The 22472-nt window shown below is 68.2% G+C and carries 19 protein-coding genes and 2 pseudogenes; 9 read left to right on the top strand and 12 right to left on the bottom strand.

All coding sequences use genetic code 11. The features are described 5' to 3' along the window. Nucleotides 1–15 precede the first annotated feature (15 nt). A complete protein-coding gene (locus ACZ7MX_RS36635; RefSeq protein WP_472138635.1) occupies nt 16–1638 on the bottom strand; it encodes an FtsX-like permease family protein in 1623 nt (540 codons plus the stop codon). Here ACZ7MX_RS36635 and ACZ7MX_RS36640 point away from each other — a divergent pair, their 5' ends adjacent. Continuing rightward, the gene (locus tag ACZ7MX_RS36640) at nt 1639–2217 is read left to right on the top strand and encodes a hypothetical protein (RefSeq protein WP_472138637.1); all 579 of its coding nucleotides are present in this window, start codon (nt 1639–1641) and stop codon (nt 2215–2217) included. Between the two features lie 141 nt (nt 2218–2358). Then, nucleotides 2359–2628, top strand: a complete 270-nt coding sequence (locus ACZ7MX_RS36645) for a hypothetical protein (RefSeq protein WP_472138638.1) — start codon at nt 2359–2361, stop codon at nt 2626–2628. 163 nt (nt 2629–2791) lie between these two features. Here ACZ7MX_RS36645 and ACZ7MX_RS36650 read toward each other — a convergent pair whose 3' ends face one another. From ACZ7MX_RS36650 to ACZ7MX_RS36680, 7 genes are all read right to left on the bottom strand, one after another. Then, a complete protein-coding gene (locus ACZ7MX_RS36650) occupies nt 2792–5830 on the bottom strand; it encodes an NACHT domain-containing protein (protein ID WP_472138640.1) in 3039 nt (1012 codons plus the stop codon). 1519 nt (nt 5831–7349) lie between these two features. Continuing rightward, on the bottom strand, nt 7350–7832 hold the full coding sequence (locus ACZ7MX_RS36655) for an SAM-dependent methyltransferase (RefSeq protein WP_472138642.1): 483 nt from the start codon (nt 7830–7832) through the stop codon (nt 7350–7352). A gap of 371 nt (nt 7833–8203) precedes the next feature. Next, complete coding sequence (locus ACZ7MX_RS36660) at nt 8204–10219, bottom strand: protein kinase domain-containing protein (RefSeq protein ID WP_472138644.1); 2016 nt, start codon at nt 10217–10219, stop codon at nt 8204–8206. 99 nt (nt 10220–10318) lie between these two features. After that, nucleotides 10319–10765, bottom strand: coding sequence for a DUF4328 domain-containing protein (locus tag ACZ7MX_RS36665; protein WP_472138645.1), 447 nt, complete (start codon nt 10763–10765; stop codon nt 10319–10321). Nucleotides 10766–10974: 209 nt separating this feature from the next. Beyond that, the gene (locus ACZ7MX_RS36670) at nt 10975–13167 is read right to left on the bottom strand and encodes a xanthine dehydrogenase family protein molybdopterin-binding subunit (protein ID WP_472138647.1); all 2193 of its coding nucleotides are present in this window, start codon (nt 13165–13167) and stop codon (nt 10975–10977) included. Then, nucleotides 13164–14144 (bottom strand): FAD binding domain-containing protein, encoded by a 981-nt coding sequence (locus tag ACZ7MX_RS36675; protein ID WP_472138649.1) that lies wholly within the window; start codon nt 14142–14144, stop codon nt 13164–13166. The genes ACZ7MX_RS36670 and ACZ7MX_RS36675 overlap by 4 nt, the downstream gene beginning before the upstream one ends. Nucleotide 14145: 1 nt before the next feature. Next, complete coding sequence (locus tag ACZ7MX_RS36680; RefSeq protein ID WP_472138650.1) at nt 14146–14634, bottom strand: (2Fe-2S)-binding protein; 489 nt, start codon at nt 14632–14634, stop codon at nt 14146–14148. A 95-nt stretch (nt 14635–14729) separates the two neighbouring features. Between ACZ7MX_RS36680 and ACZ7MX_RS36685 the strand changes: the two are divergent. The 4 genes and pseudogenes from ACZ7MX_RS36685 to ACZ7MX_RS36700 all read left to right on the top strand — a co-directional run. Beyond that, nucleotides 14730–15095, top strand: a pseudogene (locus ACZ7MX_RS36685) (IS701 family transposase); the annotation flags it as partial. Between the two features lie 912 nt (nt 15096–16007). Further along, a complete protein-coding gene (locus ACZ7MX_RS36690) occupies nt 16008–16505 on the top strand; it encodes a DUF1003 domain-containing protein (protein ID WP_472138652.1) in 498 nt (165 codons plus the stop codon). A 97-nt stretch (nt 16506–16602) separates the two neighbouring features. Next, nucleotides 16603–16728, top strand: coding sequence for a hypothetical protein (locus tag ACZ7MX_RS36695; RefSeq protein WP_472138653.1), 126 nt, complete (start codon nt 16603–16605; stop codon nt 16726–16728). Nucleotides 16729–16738: 10 nt separating this feature from the next. Beyond that, nucleotides 16739–16873, top strand: a complete 135-nt coding sequence (locus ACZ7MX_RS36700; RefSeq protein ID WP_472138655.1) for a hypothetical protein — start codon at nt 16739–16741, stop codon at nt 16871–16873. Here ACZ7MX_RS36700 and ACZ7MX_RS36705 read toward each other — a convergent pair. Next, nucleotides 16870–17496 (bottom strand): isochorismatase family protein, encoded by a 627-nt coding sequence (locus ACZ7MX_RS36705; protein ID WP_472138657.1) that lies wholly within the window; start codon nt 17494–17496, stop codon nt 16870–16872. The two genes, ACZ7MX_RS36700 and ACZ7MX_RS36705, sit on opposite strands and share 4 nt — an antisense overlap. A gap of 208 nt (nt 17497–17704) precedes the next feature. Here ACZ7MX_RS36705 and ACZ7MX_RS36710 point away from each other — a divergent pair, with 208 nt between their 5' ends. Continuing rightward, complete coding sequence (locus ACZ7MX_RS36710) at nt 17705–18187, top strand: MarR family winged helix-turn-helix transcriptional regulator (RefSeq protein WP_472138659.1); 483 nt, start codon at nt 17705–17707, stop codon at nt 18185–18187. Between the two features lie 299 nt (nt 18188–18486). Continuing rightward, on the top strand, nt 18487–19338 hold the full coding sequence (locus ACZ7MX_RS36715; RefSeq protein ID WP_472138661.1) for an NmrA/HSCARG family protein: 852 nt from the start codon (nt 18487–18489) through the stop codon (nt 19336–19338). Nucleotides 19339–19500: 162 nt separating this feature from the next. Here ACZ7MX_RS36715 and ACZ7MX_RS36720 read toward each other — a convergent pair whose 3' ends face one another. Further along, on the bottom strand, nt 19501–20475 hold the full coding sequence (locus ACZ7MX_RS36720; RefSeq protein ID WP_472138663.1) for an alpha/beta fold hydrolase: 975 nt from the start codon (nt 20473–20475) through the stop codon (nt 19501–19503). Between the two features lie 501 nt (nt 20476–20976). Here ACZ7MX_RS36720 and ACZ7MX_RS36725 point away from each other — a divergent pair. After that, nucleotides 20977–21612 carry an alpha/beta hydrolase gene (locus tag ACZ7MX_RS36725; protein ID WP_472138664.1) on the top strand — a complete coding sequence of 212 codons (636 nt, stop codon included), beginning with the start codon at nt 20977–20979 and terminating at the stop codon, nt 21610–21612. Nucleotides 21613–21790: 178 nt separating this feature from the next. Here the strand turns inward: ACZ7MX_RS36725 and ACZ7MX_RS36730 are convergent, their stop codons facing one another. Next, nucleotides 21791–21922 (bottom strand): hypothetical protein, encoded by a 132-nt coding sequence (locus ACZ7MX_RS36730; protein WP_472138666.1) that lies wholly within the window; start codon nt 21920–21922, stop codon nt 21791–21793. Nucleotides 21923–22070: 148 nt separating this feature from the next. Continuing rightward, nucleotides 22071–22472, bottom strand: a pseudogene (locus ACZ7MX_RS36735) (alpha/beta hydrolase fold domain-containing protein); the annotation flags it as partial.

Genomic DNA, 22472 nt, shown 5'->3' on the forward strand with positions numbered 1-22472 from the left:
CCCCTGCAGGCGGGCTCACAGGTCGCGGAGTTCCTCCACCGCGGGGCGCCGGGCACCGCGGATCCCGGTCAGGGCTGCGGCCAGTACGGCGATCAAGGCGGCCAGTCCGGTCAGGGTCAGGTAGACGCCGGGCACCGCCAGGGCGGCGGGCGGCGGGTCGAACACGCCGGTAAGTACCTTGACCAGCATTTCCGACAGCGCCCATCCGATGACGGCACCCCCGGCCAGGCCACCTGCGGCCAGCAGCAGGGCCTCGGTGAGAACCATGCCGCGCAGCTGGCGTGTGCGTGCGCCGAGCACGGTGGCGATGGCGAAGGTACGACGGCGTTCGGCGAGGCCAAGGCCGAGGACCAGCCCTCCGGCTCCGGCAGAGAGCAGGACGGCGAAGGCGAGTTCGATGCGGGTGAGTCCGGCCAGGTCGACGGAGGTCAGGCTGGTGCCGACGGTGCCGCGGGTCTGGGTGAGGTCGCTGACGATGGCAGTGGTGCCGAGCTGCGAACGAAGGCGCGTGGCGATCTGCTTCTGGTGGGTGCCGCCGGTATCGAGGAGGAAGGCGCCGACCGCGTCGCTGCCGGTCGCCTTGGCGATGTAGGCGGCGTTGGCGACGAAGAAGCTGTCCTTCGGTGCCGTGGGGAACTCCTTGGCGATGCCCGCGTAGTGGAAGGGGACCGTGCGCAGGGCCTTGGTGCGGGCGTCCTGGATGCGCAGGTTGACGGTGTCGCCGGGAGCGAGCTGGAAGTCGTTGACGGTCTCGACGCTGACCAGCAGGTTGTCCGGGCGCTGGGCCAGCTTGCGCAGGAGCTGCTGGGCGGTGCCGCCGGCAAAGTAGGCGTCCTGGAGTGAGGTGGCCCGGGCGATGGTGTCGGGACGGACGCCGTAGAGGTCCTGCAGGTCGGAGCCAACGTAGGCGAAGCGGTGCTGGAGGGGTTCGACGTGCCGTACGCCGGGGACTTTCAGCGAGCCGGCTGCACTGGGTGAGACTCGGGCGCCGGGTGGTTCGGTGACGGTGACGTCGGCACCGTTGGTCAGGCGGGCGTCGACCTCGGCCTGCTGCCGGTAGTTGGCGTTGAAGACGGCAGTGGAGAGCGCGAAGGACACGGCGAGGGCGAGCAGCACCACCGAGCGGGCCAGGGGGCGGCGGCGCCGGGACAGGGTGGCGGCGGTGGTGCCGGCGAGGGTCGCGGTCAGCGGGCGGGCCAGCCGGGCCAGGGCGGGGCGGCCGTGGGTGAGGGCGAGGAGGGTGAGTCGCCACAGCAGCAGGGCGGCGCCGATCCACAGGAGGGCGGGGCCCAGGAAGGCCCAGTACGACACGGAGATGCTGGGCACGCCTTCCGGGGCGAGGACGAGGGCGTACTGGTTGCCAGAAGAGGCACGGAAGACGAGCCAGGAGCCGATCGAAAGGGCAAAGTCCAGGCCGTACCGCATCCACCACGGGTTCCTGGTGCTGCGGGCACCGGACTCCTTGCGGGTCTCGGCGACGGTCACCGTACGCAGGTCGCGCAGGGCGGGGACGAGGACGGCTCCGGCAGCTACGGCGGCACCCAGCACGAAGGCGGTGCCGTACCAGGCCCAGGTGCCCGCGCCCGCTCCGAAGGAGGCGGCACCGAAGGCGAGGCGGCCGGTCAGGCCGGGGTCCACGTGACTATGCTCCTGTCCGCCACGGCCACCACCGAGCCGACTGAGCAAGAGGCGGCCGGTCTGACCGAAGCGGAGATCGATCGCATGCGCGCGTCGGCCGCCAGCCGTGCCCACAACCAGTGTGAGGAGATGGGCTATGGCATCCTCCAGTCCACACGCCCGCAGACCCTCGGGTTTGCCCTCACCGACTCCCCGGTCGGCCAACTCGCCTGGATCATCGAGAAGTTCAAGGCATTCTCCGACTGCCGTGATTCCCCCGAGGAGGTCATCAGCCGCGACACCCTGCTGACCAACGTCATGCTCTACTGGCTCACCGGCACCGCTACATCCTCAGCCCGGCTCTACTACGAAACCGCCCATGCGCGTACGGGCTTCGCAGGCGCCACCGAGCCTTCCTCCACCCCCACCGGCCTGGCGTCCTTCCCGGCCGACACCTCCGTGCCCGTACGCCATCTCGCCGAACGGACCGACAACATCGTCCACTGGAAAGAACTCACCCGCGGCGGTCACTTCCCGGGCCTGGAGACCCCCGCCCTCCTCCTCACCGACCTCCAGACCTTCCTCCACAACCTCCATTAAGCATCGGTACGGCAGGTTGGGCCGACCCAAGGGCGCCCTGAACCAATCCACAGAATTCGACAATTACTCTTGCGTGAGCACCACGAGCGTGCTCGTCTCAGAGATGTCGAGCACGCTCCCGGGCCCAGCCTAATCGTGCGCGTGCACGTGCTGCGCACCGTCCACCCGGGCACCGACATTTACCCCCGGGACAAGGTCAGCTCCGTCATGGGAATGACCTTGTTCAGCGTGGATCCGGCTACCGTGGAGCCGGCCCCCTTCACCAATGACGACTGGACTCTCACACTCCTGCGCTGCCTGGCCGCCTCCCGCTCTACGGAGCAACGTCCACAAACTTGCCTGTGCGGTTTCCTGTTCCTGGCGCCCGACCGGCTCCGTCTGTATCTGGACGTTGAGCCCTTCTCGGGATGACAGCCGCCGACGTACGCCCTGGTGGCCCGCTCACCGTCCCGCTGGCGGTCCTGCCGTCGCTGCTTGACGAACAGCGGCTCACCGTGACCGGCACTGCTGATCCGCCTTACTCACGCGTAGTGGACCTCACTGATCATTAACAAGGCCGCACGGCATCACCGCGCTACACCCGATGCAGCTGGCGGGGATCGGAAGGATTCGTGTGGTCCTCTTGGCCGACGTCGCGCGCGCGATAGCACAGATCTTCCCAGAACTGGCGCATCTTGGAGATCGGAATCTCGCGCTGCCACCATGCCTGCCGCCGGAACCGCATGTGCAGCCATGCCCGGGGCTGCCACGTCCTGAGCAGGTCGCGCTGGTGTAGGCAGAAGGCCTCACTGAACTCCAGCCGCAAATTCTCTACCTTGGCCGGATACGGGCACATCATCAGCCTGCAATCGTCCGTGCAGTTGGAGCCTGGTTGTTGGGCGAAACCTACCGCTCTCAGAACGTCCAGTCGCCTCCTGTCCTTGCTCAGGCAGAGCGGAAGGCGAAGGAAGGGATCCGCCGCAGAATGCGCTAGGGCAGAGAACAGGTCCTTCGGCCGGTACCCGCGCTCACTCAGCATCACCAATAGCAGCACGTCAGCGAGTAGCTGCTGGGCATCGGCGTCGAGGGTGGTCCAGCCGATGGACAGGGGGATCCATAGATCCTGGCGGACCTGTTTCAGGGGCTGCTCCATCACTGTACCGATCTCGGCGGCCACGCCGACGTCGTCGATCCAGAGGAACCGCGCGGGCTGCCCGGTCCGCAGCGCACGGACCGCCAGGTCGGCTGCGGCCCTCACCAGCGGGTGCTCTTGCTGATGCCGGCCCAGCGCGAGCCAAGCGTCGACTTGGCCCCTGGGGTCCGGATCGGGCCCGCGGACGATCGACTCGTGCTCGGCGACGCCGTCTGGCAGCTCCCACAAAGCAAGGGCGTGCAGCAGCGTGAGGCGGGTGTACCAGAAGGTGCTGTGCTTCAACATCTCCACGGCTTGCTTCCTCAAGAACTCCCGGGCGTCCATGTTGGTGTCGGCACTGGGCTTCTGGTTGGCGGCGTACTTGAATCCCTGAGCCAGGGACACGTCCAGGGCGGGGCGGTAGCCAGGCATCACACCGCGGCGTCTGGCTGTGTCCTCCGTGCCCGCGAAGGAAACCCATTCCTCAAGGGCCTGGCCGGGGCTGCCGAGGTGGGTCGCCCTGTTCGATTGGATGAGCATGGGCAGGACCCAGGCACCCATCGAGTTGGAGCGCCACATCTCGACTTCCCGAAGCACCTCGTTTCGGGCCTGCCTCCGCTCCTCGCGGCTTCCCCGTTCGCCCTCATGGTGGCCTCGGCGGCGCTCCCGGTGCCGTTCTGTGTCGTTAACTGGTAGCGGCGGTTCCGTCCCAGCCTTGTCGTTTTCGGGCTGCGGTGGGAGGACGGTACTGCTGATCGTGGCGGGTTTGGAGAGGTGGCGGTACAGCGCCTGGAACGCTCGCTCGCCGCCAGCTCCCACCTGCTCCGCGATCGCGGTGCGCACTCGATGGTCGGCTTCATGGCGGCCGATGCCGAACAGCGAGTCGTACGCGGGGACGCCTCGGTCACTGGCCGCGGTCATGCGGCCTGCCGCGGCTCCGCACTGGCGCACGAGGGCAAGCTTCGCTGCACGCAGCTCGCCGGGTTCCTCTCCGCGCCCGATACGCCCCCAGTTCCTCAGCGCGGCGCTTATCACGCGCTGTGGGTCAGGGTTGGTGTCAGCGGTGTCGATCTCCACGGCAGCGCGGTAAAGCTCCAGAGCTCTCACACGTAGGCTGTCCTCGCCCTTCGCCTGTCGCGCCCCGACCTGGCCGACCGCAGGCCGCCCCGACACCTGCTCTGACTGTTCCGCTTCGTCCAGAGCCGCTTCCGCCTCGTCCAGCAGCATTTCTCGCAGAGTAAGGACCGGACACCCGGCGGTCTGGTGCCCCTGGCGACATGTGCAGCGCCCTTCGCGTGACCGGGAATGCAGGGTCAGAGCCATGAGGAGATCAGGACCCCCGAGGCGCAGCCCTCTTGAGATAGGTAGGACATCACCGTATGAGTTGTCGAGGACCCTAGCGAGGTAGCGGGAGCCTAGGTATGCCTGCATGGCGCTGCGGTGGAACCGTACCGATTCACCGTGTTCGTCGACCAGACCCATCCGCGTTCCCCACGTTGCGGCGCTTCGGACGTCGATTCGGGGGCCTGTGATGTCCTCCTTCAGGAGGTTCATCCGTTCATCGAGTGCTGCGGCGACGCGATGGTTCCACTCCGCGTTGGTGGGCACAGCATCTTCGCCGGCAGCTTGCGAGGCGCTGCCTTGCCCCGGGTCGGCCAGAGGGTCCAGTTCTCTGAGGAAGACTTCGGTACGCCCCGACGCCAGTCCGATGCAGGCCAAGGCGGACAGGTTCTCGACCACCGCCTGTCTGGAGTCCTGGTCGATGGGCAGCTCTGGGTGGAAGACGCCCTCAATCAGTACCTCGGTCCACGCGCACAGGAGGCGTGCCCACAACCCCCAGCCATCGTCACTACGGCTGATGGAATCGGGGCTTTCCCATAGCAGGTGCTCCAGAAGGCCGTGGCTAAAAAGATCCTGGGCGATGGGAAGATACTGCAAGGATCCCACGCTGTCCGCGTTCTCTACGACCCAATTCAGCCTTCTCGGATCCGTATGCCAACTGCTGATTCGGAGGAGGGAGTGAAGGGTCACGCCCGGGCTCAGCCGCAATGGCTGCAACTCGGTGATCGTGCACTGCGCGGAGCGCAGCGGGGTATGAGGACGTGCGGTGATGACCAGCGGTAGCTTCTCTTCTCCGGCCACGCGTATGGCTTCCCGGATCATGCTGTCGCGCCGGCTCCTCGCGTTTTCATTGCTCAGGGCGTCCTCCAGACCGTCCGCGAGGACCACGATGCGGTCTGCACGCTGCCGCAACCACCGCCAGATTCTGTCGAGCTCGGCTTCCGATCTAAGCTTCGGCTGCACAATCTCCTCGAAGGACTTGCGCGCCAGGTGAGAGAAATTGAGCCCTTCTTGGGCTGCCCGCAGGTTTACCGCTACGGGTACGGCTCCCTTGCCCGCGAGTCTTTCGGCGAGGCGGACCAGTAGTGCTGTCTTGCCTATCCCGGCTCTCCCGACAATCACCTGGGCCCGTCGTTGTGTCCTGTCGTGCAGCCTGGTCATGATCACGTTGCACAGTTCGTCCCTCCCCGCCAGTTCGTCCGTGGAACTGCCTGTCACTGCCACGAACCGGCTGAGCTCTCTTCGGGACCGGCGGGTACAAAACCGATGGATCGACCTCAACCGCCAGGCCAGGAAGAGCAAGGTCGAGGCTGCCAGCAGCAGCAAGGGCAGGACGACGCCGTTGACCGCCCCACAGGAAGAGGCGACATTGCTGCATCCTCTATCCGGATTGAACGGGCCCCACCACCATCCTGGGTAGTCCTTGGTGCCGCGATGGAAGAGCGCGACCAGTAGCCCTCTGCCACCCCATACGAAAAGCACGAGAGCGAGAACACAAAGGACGGCGATCCCGAGGGTGGTCCAGAAGGGGTTCCACCATCGCTTCGTGGAAGTTGCGCGAAGCAGCCACCCGGTGCGCATGCGCCGAACAGCGGTTGCGACCGGCCATCGCAGGCGCCTCCATGCCTCTCGGCAGACACGTAGGTGCAGGGGATCGCTCATCGCCTTATGAAGAACGCTGACCTTTGTGTTCATCGTGCATACCAGCACCCAGTGGCGTCGGAGGGGACTGGCTAACGACACCGCCTGCAGCCGGTAGGCGACCCCCTTCCGCTCCGGGACTAGTCCACCAAGCCACTGGTCTGGCGGCGTCCGCCTTCTTCCATTGCTATCAAGGCATGCACGACCTCGCCACCGGGTGGTGAGCACGGTCACGACTGCTCACAGGCGGACGTTCAGAGCGCGGGTGGAAGCGCTGATCGCTACCTCGCTGTGCCGGCCAGAGTCAAACCGCACAACGCTCAGCCGGGCTGCTGCTGAACCTCCTGCTCACCGACGATCCGCACCCCAACCCACGAACACCACACCCCACCAACCCCGGACAAGAGCCCACCCCGACGCTCCCCACAGCCCCCCGCCCCGCCCGAGATACCACGCCATCCCACACTGAACAACGGGCGCGAAACCCGTGCCACCACAACGCCATCCGGACCGGAACCACGAACGCCTTGACACTCCGGTACATTCGGACGGGTGTACACCACACGTTCCTTGAATCACGAACCGGCAAAGCACTCCTAACCTCGCAGGCCGCGAAGGGCGCTCTCCGCGCGAGCGGAGGTGAACCACGACATGCCGCCCCTCCCCTCCCCCAAGGAGCGTGCTCTCTGCGCGAGCGGAGGTGAACCGCCGATGCCGGCGATGGCGGCTGCTCCGACGGCGTGCTCTCTGCGCGAGCGGAGGTGAACCGAACATCCTGCTCCACGAGCTCGGGCACACGCTGTGCTCTCCGCGCGAGCGGAGGTAAGCCGGGTACCGCGAATCCCGGCCCGCCATCGTCGGTCAACGCTGAGGTGGTGACCCCCGGCCACCGCCGCCCGCAGCGCCCAGCGGCCGGCGCCACACCCATCGACCCGCCACGTCAAGACCCGCACCGCCGACAAGGAGAGCACCGGGATTTTCGTCTCAATCAACAGCAGCCATCGTGGATTTGCGGCTCAGCTTCCGTCGCCGGCGCCAGTCAGTAGTAGTGGCGCATGAGGGTGGTGGCCCAGTCGGGCTGGGTGGTGTCGCCCTGCGGGCCGAACTCGGCCATGTAGGGTTTGACGTCGAGGACGGGGGTGTTGTCGACGGCGTCGAGGCCCTGGACGTGCAGGTCGAGGCCGTCGACCTTGAGTAGGCGGCAGCGGGAGACGCCGAGCCGGTTGGGGCGGTTCTTGCCGCGCTGGGCGAAGATGCCGACCAACGGCCAGTCGGTGTTGCCACGCGGATGCCGGGCCCCGGTCTGCACCTTGTCCTCGGGAACGCGGTCGAAGTGGTAGACGACTTCCAGGTGGGAGAAGGCATCCAGGCCCGCCACCACGTCCGGGCCGAACTGGCCGGCGTCCAGACGGATGATCGCCGTCTCCCCGCCCCAGTCGTCATCCCTCACCTCCGCCCGACCACCGACCACCCGGCCCACCGGCACCGAAACCACCCCACCCGCGACGTTGTTCTCAGACATGTGCCGTCTTCCCTCCACAGGATCACAAAGAGCTCAAAAATCAGCTGAGTTGAACCCACCGTATCGATCACCGCACTGCCTCGGCACGCCGTTCCGGTGCGGCGCGCCAGAAGCAGTCCAGCCGATCGTGGAGATGTCCCTGTAGCGCCCTCAACTCAGGGTGGTCGCCAGCGGGTCCGTAAACCACACCGAATGCTCCAAGCCGCCCGGCAGCCGGCCCGGATCTCTTCCCGGCTGTGAGCGCTGTACCACCAACAGACAAAGAACCTGCCGGTGCCGTCCTCGGCGAACAAGCTGGAGTTCTTGCACAAGCCGGGCTTCTTCGCCGAGGAGCGACACCCCTGGCGAGGACGCTCACGAAGGAACCGCTGTCAGGTGCGCAGGGCCGCCCAGGTGTGCGCGCCCACCTCGCCGTCGACCCTGAGGCGGTGGGCACGCTGGAAGTCCTCCACCGACGACCGGGTGTCCTTGCCGAACCTGCCGTCGATCCCGTGCGAACCAACGCTGTATCCATGGCTCCTGAGCAGGCACTGCACCTCCACCACCCGAGGCCCGGAGTCGCCGTACACAGTGAGCGCAGTGCCCAAGTAGGCGTTACAGGTTCGCGTGGTGGAGGTCCGGGTCTGCGTCGGCCCCGGATGGGGCTTCGCGGTGACGGTGACCACCGGGGCGGGAGGGCGCTGCCCGGTATCCGCCGGTGGGGCCGGGGCTTGGCCCTTGCCGCCTCGTTCGCCTCCGCCTCCGCGTTCGCCCGCGTCTCCCCGGCCGCCGGTGCCCGGGGCCCTCGTGGTCGGGGCGGCGGACGGTCGGCCCGTGGTCCCGGTGCGGGACGGCGCGGCCGGGGCGGAGGCGTGCGGACGGTTCGGGGCCCAGGCGGCCTGCCGGGCCTGCGGGGAGCTGCCGGGCCAAAGGACCGCGGCCACAGCGGCGGACGCCACGGCGAGCAGCGCCACGGCGCCCGCGAGGAGCCGGCGCCGTGGCCGGGTCGGTGGCTCCTCCAGGGTGGGCCTGGGGGCCCGGCGGCGCAGCACGGTGAGTTGGTCGGTCACCGGGACCACCACCGCGCGACCGCTCCACCCGGCCCGGGACTCGATCAGCTCCGCCAAGGGTGCGGGCCACTTGCGGGCCCGGCTCTGCTTGCGCGCCGCCTCGGCGACCTCCCGGGGCGTGGGACGGTCAGCCGTCGTCTTGGCCAGGCAGCGGGCGATCAGCGCGGCCAGTGCCGGATCGTTCTCGGCCACCCGGTCGAGGACTTCGGCCTCGGGCTCGGCGTAGATCACCCGGTGGATGATCTCTCCGGTCGACCCGTCGCCGAACGGCGCCCGGCCGGTTGCCGCCAGGGCGAGGACCGACCCCAGGGCGAACACGTCCGAGGCGATCCCCACCTTCTTGCCGTCGGCCTGTTCGGGCGACATGAACGAGGGGGTCCCGATCTGCTGGCCCGTCAGGGTCAGCGCGCTGGAGTCGACGGTGTGGGCCACGCCGAAGTCGATGACCCGCGCACCGTCCGCGCCCAGCAGGACATTGGAGGGTTTGACGTCCCGATGGACCATTCCGGCGGCGGCTATGGAGGCGAGCGCCTGCCCGGCCTCGCCCGCCAGCCGCCACACCACGGGCGCCGGCAGCGGCCCGTAGCGGCGTACCGCCTCGTCCAGACCGACCCCGGGTACGTAGGAGGTCGCCATCCACAGACGGTCCTCGGCATCGGTACCCGAACCGAGCAGCCCGGCCGTGTACTTGCCGTGCACCCGGCGCACCGCCTCGATCTCCCGCTCGAAACGGCGGCGGAAGCGTGGGTCCTCGGCGTACTCCGACCTGATCACCTTCACCGCGACCAGGCCGTCGGCCCGGTAGGTTCGCCCCGCTCCGACGTCCTCGTGCCGGGCGAGGTAGAGCCGGCCCATGCCGCCGCCGCCCAACCGGGCCAGCACCCGGTACGGGCCGATCACCGCGGGGTCCGACCTGCGCGACGGTTGCGCGCCGAGCCGGTCGAGGTCGGCGGCGGACAACTCCGCTGCCGTGGTGGGGGGCAGCTCCGGCTCAGACATGGGACTTCCCTCGGCAGACACCGTGCGACGGCTCCGCCGCCCCAGGGCGGGCGGAGCTGCGGCCGCGGCGGCGGACGGTCTGCGCCGCGGCCGCATGGATACGGATACGGCTCCCGCGCCGCCGGCGCGGGAGATGGCGGTCAGGATCTTCTGCACCTGCTGCTGCAGGTGCTCCAGGGAACCGCGCATCTTCTCCATGTCCGAGTGGACCTGCGGCCAGACCTCGCCCCGGAACCTCTGCGCCAGCGGGCCGTCCCAGTGATTGGGGTCGCTCAACAGCTGTCCGTGGCCGTTGAGTTGCTTGATGAGGGCCGGAAACTGGTGGGTGGCCAACGTCATCACTCGGCCGGAGCACGCCGTTGCGCCCCGACGCCGCACGCCGGCTGGCCGCGCAGCTCGCGCCGGCCGGGCCAGGTCATCCCTGGGAAGGCGTCCGGTTCACCACCTCGTGGGGTTCCGGCCCTTCACCGCCGCGGATGTACCGGCCTTTGGCGCAGGCGCAACCCCGTCCGCGGGATGAGCCTTGCGCTCCGCCTCGTACGCGTAATCGCTCGTGCCGTCGGCCGCGTCCACGGGGCGCTCACTGAGAAGCGCTGTCCACGGGGTCCAGAAGAGGGGCCAGGTCAGGAAGGTGGGCAGCCACAGCGCCCACCAGGCGTTCAGCACGCGGGCCGATGCGGGGCTGTGGCCGGGGCTGGAGGCGGGCCAGACGTCGTTGGCGATCTGCTTGGGCAGGAAGAGGTTCGCGATGGGGATGCACCAGCCGATCACCGCCATGGAAGGGTGGTACCGCAGCCGACCGGGCGCGAACTTCTCGGCGGCGGGGCGTACGCGGCCTGACTTCGTGATCTTGTTGCGGACTTGGCGGGGAACGGGTATGGCCACCGCTGGATGTCGGCGGCCACACTGGGCGTCCAGTCGACGGGGGGTGTTCCTCTAGGGCGACGGATGCAGTGCAGTCCACCTGTGCAGGGCCCGGACGGGCGACTGCCCGGGCCCTGCTGTCTGCTGAGGGGCAGCAGGCCAGTGCCTGCTGCTGCTGCGGCAACGGTCTTCGTTCGGTCCAGGTGTCTCACGCGGGTCGTGCCGGGAGCTCACATGCGGGGATCGAGGAGTTTTTCGGGTGTGATGGGGAGGTCCCGTACCCGTCGCCCTGTCGCGTGGAACACTGCGTTGGCGACGGCCGCTGCGGTACCCGTGGCGGACAGCTCTCCGATTCCCTTGGCGCCGAGCGGCCCGGCGTGCGGATCGAATTCATCGACGAAGGACACGTCGATGTGCGGCGGGATGTCGGCGTTCACCGGTAGCGGTACCCCGGCGAGGTCCTGGGACAGCCAGCGGCCCAGGTTCGGCTCGAAGCGGCTGGCCTCCATGGCTGCCATGCCCCAGCCCCACACCAGGCCGCCGATCATCTGGGATCGGGCGGTGCGCTCGTTGACGACCGCGCCGACGCTGTAGACACCGGTCGCGCGGCGCAGCCGCAGCAGGCCGAGGTCCGGGTCGACACCTACTTCGATGAACATGGCGCCGAAGGTGCGGGAGGCGACACCGGGTGCTCCCGCGTCGGCGGATGCGCCGCCGGGGAGCACCATCTCGCCGTTGCCGACGACCTCGTCGCGCTCGGCCGCGCGCAGGATGTCGGCGTAGGACCGGCGCCGGTCGTGCCAGGTGAGGGCGCCGGAGTCGGCGCACACCTCATCGGCCGGCCAGGCCATCACGTCGGCGAGTTGGCGCAGGACGTCGTGGGCGGCCAGGTGGACAGCGGTGCCCATGGCGATCGTGGTGCCCGACCCGTAGGCAGGACCGGCGTACGGCAGGTCCGTATCGCCGGAGATTCCCTTGACGGAGCTGATGCCGATACCGAGGGTCTGCGCGGCGATCTGCGGGAAGATCGTGGTGGAACCCGCGCCAATGTCTGTGTAGCCGGCCTCGACCGTGGCAGTGCCGTCGGCCCGCAACCGCACCCGGGCATGGGAGGTGAACCGGAACTGACCCTGCGTGCAGTCGGCCATGCCACAGCCGATGAGCCAGTGCCCGTCGCGGCTGCCGCCCCTGGGCCGGTCCCACCAGCCGAAGCGGCGAGCGCCCTCTTCGTAGGCCTCCCTGAGCTTCTTCGAGGACCAGGGTGTGCCGTCGGCGGGGTGGCTCTCGGCGTAGTTGACAAGGCGCAGTGTCAGCGGGTCCATGGACAGGGTTTGGGCCAGTTCGTCCATCGCGGAGCCGAGCGCCCAGGTGCCGGGGCCGTCGATGGGGGAGCGCATGAACGACGGCAGGTTGATGTGGCCGCGCTGCACCCGCTGGCTGGTGGAGATGTGCGGGGAGGCGTACAGGGCTTTGGAAGGCACGGAACCGAACTCGACGTAGTCGTCGGTGAGGGCGGTGACGTTGTCGACTTCGTGGACGACCGCCTGGAGTTCGCCGTCTGCGCTGGCGCCCAGGCGGACGCGGTGCTCCATCAGCGGCTGGTAGCCGACGATGCAGTACATGTCCTGGCGGGTGAGCACCAGCTTCACCGGTCGGCCGACGGCCCTGGCAGCCTGGGCGGCGAGAATCTCGTGCGGCCAGATGAACGCCTTCGTCCCGAAGCCGCCGCCGGTGTGCCGAGCGATCACCCGCACCTTGTCGGAGGCGATACCAAAGGTCGCGGCCAGGGCGTCCCGCACCGCGTACACGTGCTGGACAGAGTCGTGGACGGTCAGTCGGCCGTCGTGCCACTCGGCGACGACCGCGCTCGGTTCCATCGGGTTACCGTGCCGGGACGGCTGTGTGTAGGTGCCGACCGCGTGCACGGGTGCCTTGGCGAACGCGCCGGCCGCGTCGCCCTTACGGAACTCCAGCGCGTCGAGCATGCCGTAACCGCTCTCCGGCGATGGCGGTACGGCCAGGGCCGTGTCCGGGTTGATGAATGGCTTCTCCTCGTACGACACCCCCACCCGCGCCGCCGCGCCCTCTGCCGCTTCCAGGGACTCGGCCAGGACCATGGCCACCGGTTGGCCCCAGTAGTGGACGACATCCCCCTGCAGAGGGAGGAAACGGGTCGCGAGCGGAGGGCTCGGCAGGCCGTCGAACGCCTTGTCGACGACCGCCAGCTCGGTCAGCACGTGGACGACCCCCGGCTCCCGCCGCGCCTCCTCGACGGAGTAGCCGGAGACCCGGCCTGCGGTGATCGTCGCGCCGACCAGGACCGCATACAGCTGGTCGGCGGCGTTGTGGTCGGCCGCGTACATCGCTGCCCCAGTGACCTTGGCGGGGCCGTCCTGCCTGGTCACGCCACGCATGCCGGTCATGATGCCTCCAGGGCCAGTTCGAGGGCACGCAGTGCAGTGTTGCGGGCGAGAGGGATCTTGTACGCGTTCGAGGACAGCGGGCGGCCCGCCGAGAATCCGGAGGTCACGGCGTCCATCACCTCGGGGCTACCGGGGCGCGCGCCGACCAGTGCCTGTTCCGCGTCGTACAGGCGCCAGGGACGCAGCGCCACGGAGCCAAGGGCCAGCCGTGCGCGGGAGATAACGCCGTCCTGGACCTCCACGGCGGCGGCGGCCGACACGAGGGCGAACTCGTAGCTCTGGCGCTCGCGCACCTTGACGTATGCCGACTTGGGCGCGGGCGCGCCGATCTTCATGCCGGTGATCAGCTCACCGGGGCGCAGCACGTTGTGCACCGAGGGGTCCTCGGCAGGCAGGGTGTGAAATTCGGTCGCCGGAATCCTGCGTCCGCCGTCGACGTGCTCGGTGATGATCTCCGCGTCCAGGCAGGCGAGGGCGACGGCGGGGTCCGAGGGCTGTACGGCCACGCAGTCATCGGTCCACCCGAAGATGGCCAGCCGCTCGTTCGCGCCGTGCAGAGCCGCGCAACCGGAGCCGGGGACACGCTTGTTGCAGGCCACCGGGCCGCCCGAGCGGAAGTAGGGACACCGGGTGCGCTGCACCGGGTTGCCGCCGATGGTGGCCAGGTTGCGCAGCTGTGCGGAGGCCGCGCTGAGGATGGACTGGGAGAGCACCGGGTACGAGGTCTCGACACGCGGGTCCTGGGCCACGTCATTGAGCCGGGCCAGCGCGCCGATGTGCAGGCCGTCGCCGACGGAGGCGATCTCGTGCAGCCGCGGCAGGCGACCGATGTCGACCAGGTGGCTCGGCGACTCGATGCCGGTCCGGGCCCAGTTGAGCAGTTCCGTGCCGCCGGCGAGGAACATGGTGTCCTTGGTATGCGCGCTGTCCAGGGCGCCGGCCAGGGACTCGGCCCGTACGTAGGTGAACGGGCGCATGTCACCGCCCCTTTCCGGCTGCTGCCTCGACGGCGGCGGTGATCTGCGGGTATGCGGAACAACGGCAGATGTTCCCGCTCATCCATTCACGGATCTCCTCGTTCGACCCGATACGGCCCTCCTGAATGCAGCCGACGGCCGACATGATCTGACCAGGTGTGCAGAACCCGCACTGGAAGGCGTCCGCGTCGATGAAGGCCTGCTGGACAGGGTGTAGTTCACCGTCCCGGGCGAGCCCCTCGACGGTTGTCACCTCGCAGTCGTCGGCGCTTGCGGCCAGCACCATGCAGGCGTTGACCCGACGCCCGTCGAGGTGGACGGTGCAGGCGCCGCACTCGCCCCGGTTGCATCCCTTTTTCGTCCCGGTCAGCCGAAGCCGCTCGCGCAGGAGGTCGAGGAGGGTCGTGCGCGCATCGCACGTCACCTGCGTGGTCGTCCCGTTGACCCGCAAGGTGAGTGTTGCCTCCGGGACGAGGCTCTGGTTCGGCATGTCATCGCTCCTGGGCAGGGCGGCAGATTTGCGGAAAGCGGGCATTTTGCGCAATAGATTAGTAATGCGCGCATACTGTACTGGATCAACCCTGTGTCGCACACCGTCCCTGGCACTGTGAGGACCGCCGACACTGGGTCGTTGCCCGTCGCAGCGTCAGGCGGCCCGAGGAGATCTCCTACTACGTCGCCTACTGCCCGGCCGGCACCACCCTGGACGAGTTGATCCATATCGCCGGCAGCCATTGGGCCGTCGAGGAATGCTTCCAGACCGCGAAGCAGGAGTGCGGCCTGGACGACTACCAGGTACGCCGCTACCCGGGCTGGCACCACCACATCACCCTGGCCATGGCCGCACACGCCTGCCTGACCGTCCTGCGGGCCCGTGAACTCGATACCGGGAAAGCAGAAACGGATCCTCCCAGTTCATCCACCTCAGCCTCGCCGAGATCAGACGACTGATCACCCGCCTACCAACCGCCAACCCCCACCCGTCGACCACATCCTTCACTGGTCACACTGGCGCCGAAAGCGACAACACCAAGCCCGCATCAGTCACTACACACGACGCGGACACAGCCCATAGAACTGCCCAGCCATCAGCACAAACACCGTTGCAGTACTAAGGCTGTCGTCGGCCCTGTGCCGATGGCGCCCCGGGGTGGGGCGGGCACAGGGTCGCCGGCCGGTGAGAGTGGCCGGGACGATGGGCACGCAACGAATAGTGCCCGCCCTGAGAGTCCTGCTTTCCGGCAACGGTGCGTGGACACCACGCACGTACTTCAGGCAGTTGGCTCAACGGTGCACTTGAGGCTGTTGTGTAGGCAGCTTCCAGGAACGACTGGTGCATCAGCCGGAAGGGCCAGCTGAAAAAGTCACCGCACGCTGCCTGACGTGGCACCGGCCGAGGGTGCTTCGAAGGTCTCAGAGCGCATGGAGAATCCCCAGTCGGATCGGCACGTTCTGGCCTACGCCCTCTTCGCGCACCGCGTGGGGGTCGATGCGCCAGGACCTGACAGGCAGGCCGGAAGGTCCCGCTGTCATGTCTCGCCACACTCGACTCGGTGCGCGCACGGATCGAGCGGGGTGACCATCCCCAGGCGGTCCTCGATGTGCTGCACCGCGTCCAGACGCAGATCCTCGCGGTACATCCCTGCCACGGCACCAGGCGGTCGCGAGTCCCGGTGAGCACGGACACGGCCTGCGCTCCCCCATAGGTCTTCGCGGTCAGCAGCCGCATCGGCACGGCACGGACTGCCCACCCCGATGAGCACGAGTCGACGGCGGAATCCCGGTCCGCCGGCCGGGGGTATCAACGCGCCGAGGGGCGCGCTCTTGCCTGGCCGGCGCCTGCGGCGCATGCAGTATGACGGCATGACGTCGCATCGCGGCGGTCCGGCAGGGGGCCAATGGCCGCACCCCGTCGTCCGCCTCCCGCATGAGCAGGAACTCTTCGCCCATGGGCGCGGTGTGCAGGACCACATTGCGGACACGATCACCGCCTTCGCGGGATCGATGCGCTTCGTCTACGTGCACCTGGTGTGGTTCGCCGGCTGGATCATGATCAACGAGGGGATCTTCGGACCGGCCGCGGTCTTTGATCCCTTCCCATTCGGGCTGCTCACCATGATCGTCAGTCTCGAGGCGATCTTCCTGTCGACATTCGTCATGGTCAGCCAGAATCGCCAGGCCGCACGAGACACCATCCGCGCCGATCTCAACTTCGAAGCCAGCGTGCGCTCAGAGGTCTGGTCAACGAACCTGGGACGCGCCCTGGGACTGGATCCTGAAGAGATCGAGCGGCAGACACAAGAGCTTCTGGCGACCAGTCGGGACAAGATGAACAGCGAAATGGGACGACCTCAGGCATGAGGTCGGCGAGAGCGCGCACGCGGCAGGGCCGCGCTGTCGAAGCCGACGAGGTGAGGTCCAGGTCCGGTTCAAACCGGGCTCCCCTCAGGTGTCCTTCTTGCCGAGAACATCGAGTCGCCAGACCGGCACGGCACTGGCCGCAGTCGGCCGCCAGACCGGCCTGCGCGGTCGCATGGGCAGCGGTCCGGAGCGGCACGAAGGCATCGGTATCGCCCTCGACTGACGGCGGGCGCATGTACGTGACCGACCTGGGCGGCAGCATCTACGTGGCCGGCCTTGACGGATCGGACCGGCAGGAGGTCCTGGTCGCACAGGGCGACCTCACCGGCATCGCCCACGCCGTGCTGCCGACCGGAACGAGCTTCTAGGCCCGGTAGGCCGCGGAGATCTGGCCGACCAGGACAGCGAACGGCATGTCGAGGGCGGCATAGAGGTCGCCGGCCTCCGGGAGGGCATTGTCGGCGAGTGCCTCGACCAGGAGAGTGGCGTAGTCGCTCACGATGACACCGGCCTGCTGCATGCGCAGCAGGCCTGCCTCGCGCTTGGTCTGGTTGAAGGTGCCGGAGGCGTCCACGGCGACGTACGCGTCGTACCCGGCGGCCGTCGCGGAGATCGCGGGAAGTGCCGCGCACACTTCGAGAGACACTCCGGCGAAGATCAGCTTCCGTCGGCCGGTGGTCTCGATGGCCTTGCGGACCCGCTCGTCGTTCCAGGCATTGACCGTGCTGCGGTCGATGATCTTGTGTCCGGTCGGCAGGGCCTGGACCAGCTCAGGGGTCGTAGGACCCCACATACTGTCCGCCGCGGTAGTGGTGACGACCAGCGGGAGCCCCAGCACGGTCGCCGCCCGCGCCATGGCCACCACGTTGTGCTTCAGCTCACCGACCGCGATGTCCCGGACGCCGGACAGCAGGCCGACCTGGTGGTCGACCAGCACCACTGCGGCGTTCTCCCGGGTAATCGACTCCAGGAACTTGCCGTGCTCGCTCATCATCCGCTCCTTCGGGGTAGAGCCACAGCGCGCTAGTCACTAATCTTGATAGTCAATATAGGTGACTTTTTTCAACGTATACCTCGGCTTTCAGGAGCGCAAGCGCCGTACCCTGGCGGGTCGCCGGGATCCACGTGCCCCTAGGGCGGATGGATAAAATCGCTGGTGACCCACACAATGGCGGACGAAAACCGGGACGGGAGGGGCGATGAGCGGCCACGAAACCGCGGAACCGGACCTCGGTGTGCTTGCCGCCCGGGTCCTCTTCTCCGTTCAGCGTGAGCTGTTCACCGCGCTCGCCGAGCAGGGGTTCGACGACATCCAGCCCCGCACCGGTGCCGTCCTCGCGTACCTGCGTACCGACGGCATCCGGGCCAGCGAACTCGCCCGCGCCTCCGGCCAGCACAAGCAGGTCATCGGCACCCTCGTCGACGACCTCGAACGCCTGGGCTACGTCGAGCGCAGACCCGACCCCGCGGACCGCCGCGCCAAACTGATCTGCCCCACCGAACGCGGCCTGCTCCAGATGGAGGCCGCGGCCTCCATCATGCGCACGATCGAGGACCGGCACGCCATTGCCTTGGGTGCGCAGGAGTACGCCACCTTCAAGGAGGCGTTCCGTCGCGTGGCTGATCTACAGGGCGAGACCCGGCACGAGGCCCAGGCGCAGGGGCGGGGCCAGGGCGGCTGAACGACCGACGAGTCGGTTGAGGCGCGGTGCTACGCGCATCCGCGGTGCGGCTCCGGTCGAGAGGAGCAGTGCGGGTACGAGGTCCGTGGTGGCACTTACGAGAGGCGTCGCGCCGGGGTCGACTTCGAGGCGGCCCGGATCGCGCCACACACCGCGCAGTTGATGGACGGACGTTCTCACAGCCGTGACAACGAGCGGGCGCGCCGCGTGGCTCGGCTTGCCGCGCGAGGCGGATGGCTACGGTGAGACCGGTGCGTTGATCCACTGCCGCGCCTGCCCACAAGGAAGGAAGCTCTTCGATGGTCAATGAGCCGATCCTGGTGCTTGCCGCGACCGGAGGGCAGGGCGGGGCCGTGACCGACGCACTGCTGGGCCGCGAGGCCCCCCTCCGGGCTCTGGTGCGTGACCCCCAGCAGAGAAACGCACGGGAACTCGCCGACAAGGGCGTCGAAGTGGTGGCGGGATCCCTGAGCGATCGCGGGTCGCTCGCCGCGGCGATGCGAGGGGTGGCGGGCGTCTTCGCGTTCACCACTCCCTTCGAGGAAGGCCCGGACGCGGAGGTGGCCCAGGGGCGGACGATCCTGGCTGCCGCCAGGCAGGAGGGCGTGCCCCACCTCGTTTTCAGCTCGGTGGCCGGGGCCGACCAGCACAGCGGGGTACCTCATTTCGACAGCAAGGCGCGCGTCGAAGCCGAGCTGGCCTCCGGGGAGGTGCCTTACACGATCCTGGGGCCGACGTACTTCTTCGACAATGCTCTGGGCGGTGCGGAGCGCATCCGCAGCGGCATTCTCGATCTGCCGCTGCCGCCCGACCTGCCGTTGCAGCAGTTGGCGCGCCCCGACCTCGGTGCGTTCGCGGCGGAAGTCCTGCTCAACCCCGCCCCCTACGTCGGGCGGCGGATCGAGCTGGCCGGCGATGCGCCCACTCCGGTGCAGATGGCGGCCGCACTCAGCGCGGTGCTGGGCCGGGAGGTCCGCCATGAGCAAGTACCGCTGACGGCGATCAGTAATCCGGACATGCACGCGATGTGGACGTTTCTGAACGGACCTGGCTATCGAGTCGACATTCCCGCACTGCACGACGCTCATCCGGAGATCCCCTGGACCGGCTTCGCCGACTGGGCGCAGGGCGCGTTCGCGGGGGCTCGTTGACGAAGCCATGGTCCACGGGCGTCATGGCGGTGGTGGGGAAGCCGCCGTGTGACCGGCCTGTTCGGCAAGCTGCTGACTGTCGCTCCATCACCTCGATCGCCTAGCTCCTCGGCGTCTCCTCGGGCAGTGGCTCTTGCTGCGGGATGCCCCCCTGGGGCCTCGTCAGCGCGTGGAGCGTCTCAGTCGGCGGCTCAGGAGGAGTGCTCCGGTGCCCGCAATCAGCGAGGCGGCAGCGATGCCGGTGAGTGCGGTCTCGGCCCGGGCGTCATGAGCAGCCCCCGTGGCAGGCAGGGAGGGCCGGACGGAATCGGCCGCAGTGGCGGCTTGGAGGACGAGGTCGGTGACCGCTTCGGGGTGCGAGATCATGGCCACGTGGGAGGAGTCGATCTCCACCGTGTGTGAACCCGCGCGCTGTGCCTCGAAGCGTTCCTGGTCGGGGTTGATGGTCTTGTCCTGCTTCGCGACGAGGAACCATGACGGGATGTGTCTCCAGGCCGCTGCTTTGGCCTTCTCCGAGAAAGCGGTTGTGGCCGCGGGCCGCTGGGTCACTGCCATCAGCCTTGTGGTGCTCTCCGGCAGGTCGGCGGCGAACACTTGATGGAGCCTGTCGGGCTTGAGGTAGAGGTCGGTCCCGTTGACGCCGCCGGCCCGGTAGGGAACGGACTTCGTGGCAGTGCCGATTTCGCTGGGGAACCTGGCGGCCAGGGACATGCCGCTTTCGCCCACGTCGGGCATGAGTGCTGATACGTACACCAGGGACTTCACCCGAGGGTTGCCCGCGGCGGCCGAGCTGATCAGGGAGCCGCCGTACGAGTGGCCCACCAGCACGATCGGGCCCTTGATGCTCTCCAGTATGGAGGCGATGTAGGTGGAGTCGTTGTACAGCCCGCGTAGCGGGTTGGCGGGGGCTATGACGGCGTAACCACGACGTTCGAGCCGCTCGACGACCCCGTTCCAGCTGGAGGCGTCCGCGAACGCCCCGTGCACCAGCACGATGGTGGATTTGGTCACGGTCGCGCCCCCGTCCGCCGCGCCAGGGACCGCCACGGACGTGCACAGGGCCGTGACGCACCCAGCCGCGATGACGTGTGTGCGACGTATTCGGCGCCGAGAGCCGGGTGCCGGAAATGCTGCCATGGTGTTCATGCCTTCCGTGAGTCCTACGGCACCTGAGTGTTCAGCTCTCCGCACCGGCAGGCGCGGCCACGCACTCCAGCCAGGTTGCAGAAGTGGGCTGGGCAAGTGAATGCCGGAGTCAACGGGTTTCTGAATCCTGCGTCGTGAGCTGCCACTGTTCCGATGGCACTCCAGCTCCGTGCGCAGAGCAATGGCACGAAGGCGGTGGTCGAGAGAGCCACTGGACGAGGGAGCCGTGTCGCGGCGTCGTGGACAGACGGGAGCGCCCCGTCGACTGCGGTGCCTCCAGCTCGGAGGCCTCGAAGCGACCGCTGGGAGCGGCCACCTGCGCAACTCTACGAATTGCCAGACGGCTCTGTCGGCACGGGCGCAATGCCGCAAGTGCGGGGAAGATGGAAGTCGACAGCCGTCGTACGTGGGAGCCGAGCCAGGACACCCTGCTGGGCGCTTGAGCCGTAACCGGCCGAGAGCTGACCGAAGAGAGGGACCGCGGTGCCAGGAATGCACGTGATCGTCCTCCCGGGCGGGGGATACGCCGAGCATGCGGTGCACGAAGCCGACCCGATCGTCGACTGGCTCAGCGGACTTGGGATAGCGGCGAGTGTCTTCCGCTATCCACTCAACGTCAGGCACCCGATACCGCTTCATGCCCTCCGTGCCGAGATCCGGCGTCGCCGCGCGAGTGGCGCGGACCGCATCGGACTGATGGGGTTCTCCGCCGGTGGTCACCTGGCTGGCCTCGCGGCCCTCACGCCTGCTGCCGAGGCGGAGGAGGGCGTGCAGTTCGTGGTCCTCGGATATGCCATCACGTCGATGGAGACGGAAACCTACCGTCCCGCCAGGCTGATCCTGTTGGGGGAGGATGCCGGCGCGGAGCTGCGGCGTTCGACGTCCCTGGACGCCTTGGTGACGCGTGAGTCGCCGCCGTTCTTCATGTGGCACACCGCGGAGGACATCTACGTCCCTCCCCAGCACACCTACCGCTTCGCCACGGCACTTGCGGCCCACGAGATACCCCATGCTGTACATGTGTTCGCGCACGGGCCGCACAGTCTGGGGTTGGCCGAAGACTCGGGGGACGCCTCGATGTGGACGGCTTTGGCCGCGTCGTGGCTTCACGAACGTGCAGAGGCCTGAGGGCAGAAGTCCGCCGGCTCTCAGAGGTGGTCAGCCGCGAAGGAGGCACTCCGGCACGGGCGCGCGCTCTGGGGGCGGGCAGCATCGATCTCGCCCTGCTGTCGCCCCTGCCTCCGTTTTGCGCAGGTGGCCTCAGTGGCTGCACGTGCTCGGCGTTGGCGTGTGGCCGGCCCACGTCCTACCTGTCTTCGTCCCGGCCGTCTTCGAAGACGAAGAACGGTTTTGCGCCATGTGCGGGTGCTTCGGCGAGTGCGATGGCTTCAGAGAAACGGTCGAGCGGGAACGGCACGCCTTCGGGGATGCTCAGCACGTCCTGAGCGGGGAGACTGCGGACCTGGGGACAGGGCGCGCAGCGCATCCGCAGGTGGGGAACGGTAATGGCGCGGGTCGGGGAACTGGAGACTCGATCGAGCGGGCGGGGCGGTGGCGCACTACGCCTTGCGTTCTGAAACGATCAGTTAGGCCTGGGCCGTTCCAAGGGCCTTGCGCAGGAACGCCGTTGCCTGGTCGATGGCTCCGCGGGCTGCTTTGGAGTGACTCAGCGAGTTGAGCATCATGAAGTCGTGGACCGTGCCGTCGTAGCGCACTGTGGTGACCGGAACGCCGGCTGCTCGGAGCTTGGCGGCGTACGCCTCGCCCTCACCGCGTAGCACGTCGGCCTCGTCGACGATCAGCAGGGCGGGCGGCAGTCCGGAGAGCTGTTCGATGGTGGCGTGGTTGGGCGACGCGGTGATCTCCGCGCGTTGGTTCGGGTCGGCCGTGTAGGCGTCCCAGACCCATTCCATCATCTTGCGGCTCAGGTAGTAACCGGTGGCGAATTGGTCGTAGGAGCCGGTGTTCATGGCCGCATCCGTGACTGG

The organism is Streptomyces sp. NPDC107765, from assembly GCF_055657085.1.

Excerpts from the sequence above, each read along its gene's own strand:
- ACZ7MX_RS36725 (WP_472138664.1), top strand. The coding sequence starts at position 20,977 with ATGCACGTGATCGTCCTCCCGGGCGGGGGATACGCCGAGCATGCGGTG.
- ACZ7MX_RS36715 (WP_472138661.1), top strand. The coding sequence starts at position 18,487 with ATGGTCAATGAGCCGATCCTGGTGCTTGCCGCGACCGGAGGGCAGGGC.
- ACZ7MX_RS36710 (WP_472138659.1), top strand. The coding sequence starts at position 17,705 with ATGAGCGGCCACGAAACCGCGGAACCGGACCTCGGTGTGCTTGCCGCC.
- ACZ7MX_RS36655 (WP_472138642.1), bottom strand. The coding sequence starts at position 7,832 with ATGTCTGAGAACAACGTCGCGGGTGGGGTGGTTTCGGTGCCGGTGGGC.
- ACZ7MX_RS36650 (WP_472138640.1), bottom strand. The coding sequence starts at position 5,830 with ATGACCAGGCTGCACGACAGGACACAACGACGGGCCCAGGTGATTGTC.
- ACZ7MX_RS36700 (WP_472138655.1), top strand. The coding sequence starts at position 16,739 with ATGTACGTGACCGACCTGGGCGGCAGCATCTACGTGGCCGGCCTTGAC.
- ACZ7MX_RS36660 (WP_472138644.1), bottom strand. The coding sequence starts at position 10,219 with ATGACGTTGGCCACCCACCAGTTTCCGGCCCTCATCAAGCAACTCAAC.
- ACZ7MX_RS36705 (WP_472138657.1), bottom strand. The coding sequence starts at position 17,496 with ATGAGCGAGCACGGCAAGTTCCTGGAGTCGATTACCCGGGAGAACGCC.
- ACZ7MX_RS36720 (WP_472138663.1), bottom strand. The coding sequence starts at position 20,475 with ATGGCAGCATTTCCGGCACCCGGCTCTCGGCGCCGAATACGTCGCACA.
- ACZ7MX_RS36670 (WP_472138647.1), bottom strand. The coding sequence starts at position 13,167 with ATGACCGGCATGCGTGGCGTGACCAGGCAGGACGGCCCCGCCAAGGTC.
- ACZ7MX_RS36675 (WP_472138649.1), bottom strand. The coding sequence starts at position 14,144 with ATGCGCCCGTTCACCTACGTACGGGCCGAGTCCCTGGCCGGCGCCCTG.
- ACZ7MX_RS36690 (WP_472138652.1), top strand. The coding sequence starts at position 16,008 with ATGACGTCGCATCGCGGCGGTCCGGCAGGGGGCCAATGGCCGCACCCC.
- ACZ7MX_RS36680 (WP_472138650.1), bottom strand. The coding sequence starts at position 14,634 with ATGCCGAACCAGAGCCTCGTCCCGGAGGCAACACTCACCTTGCGGGTC.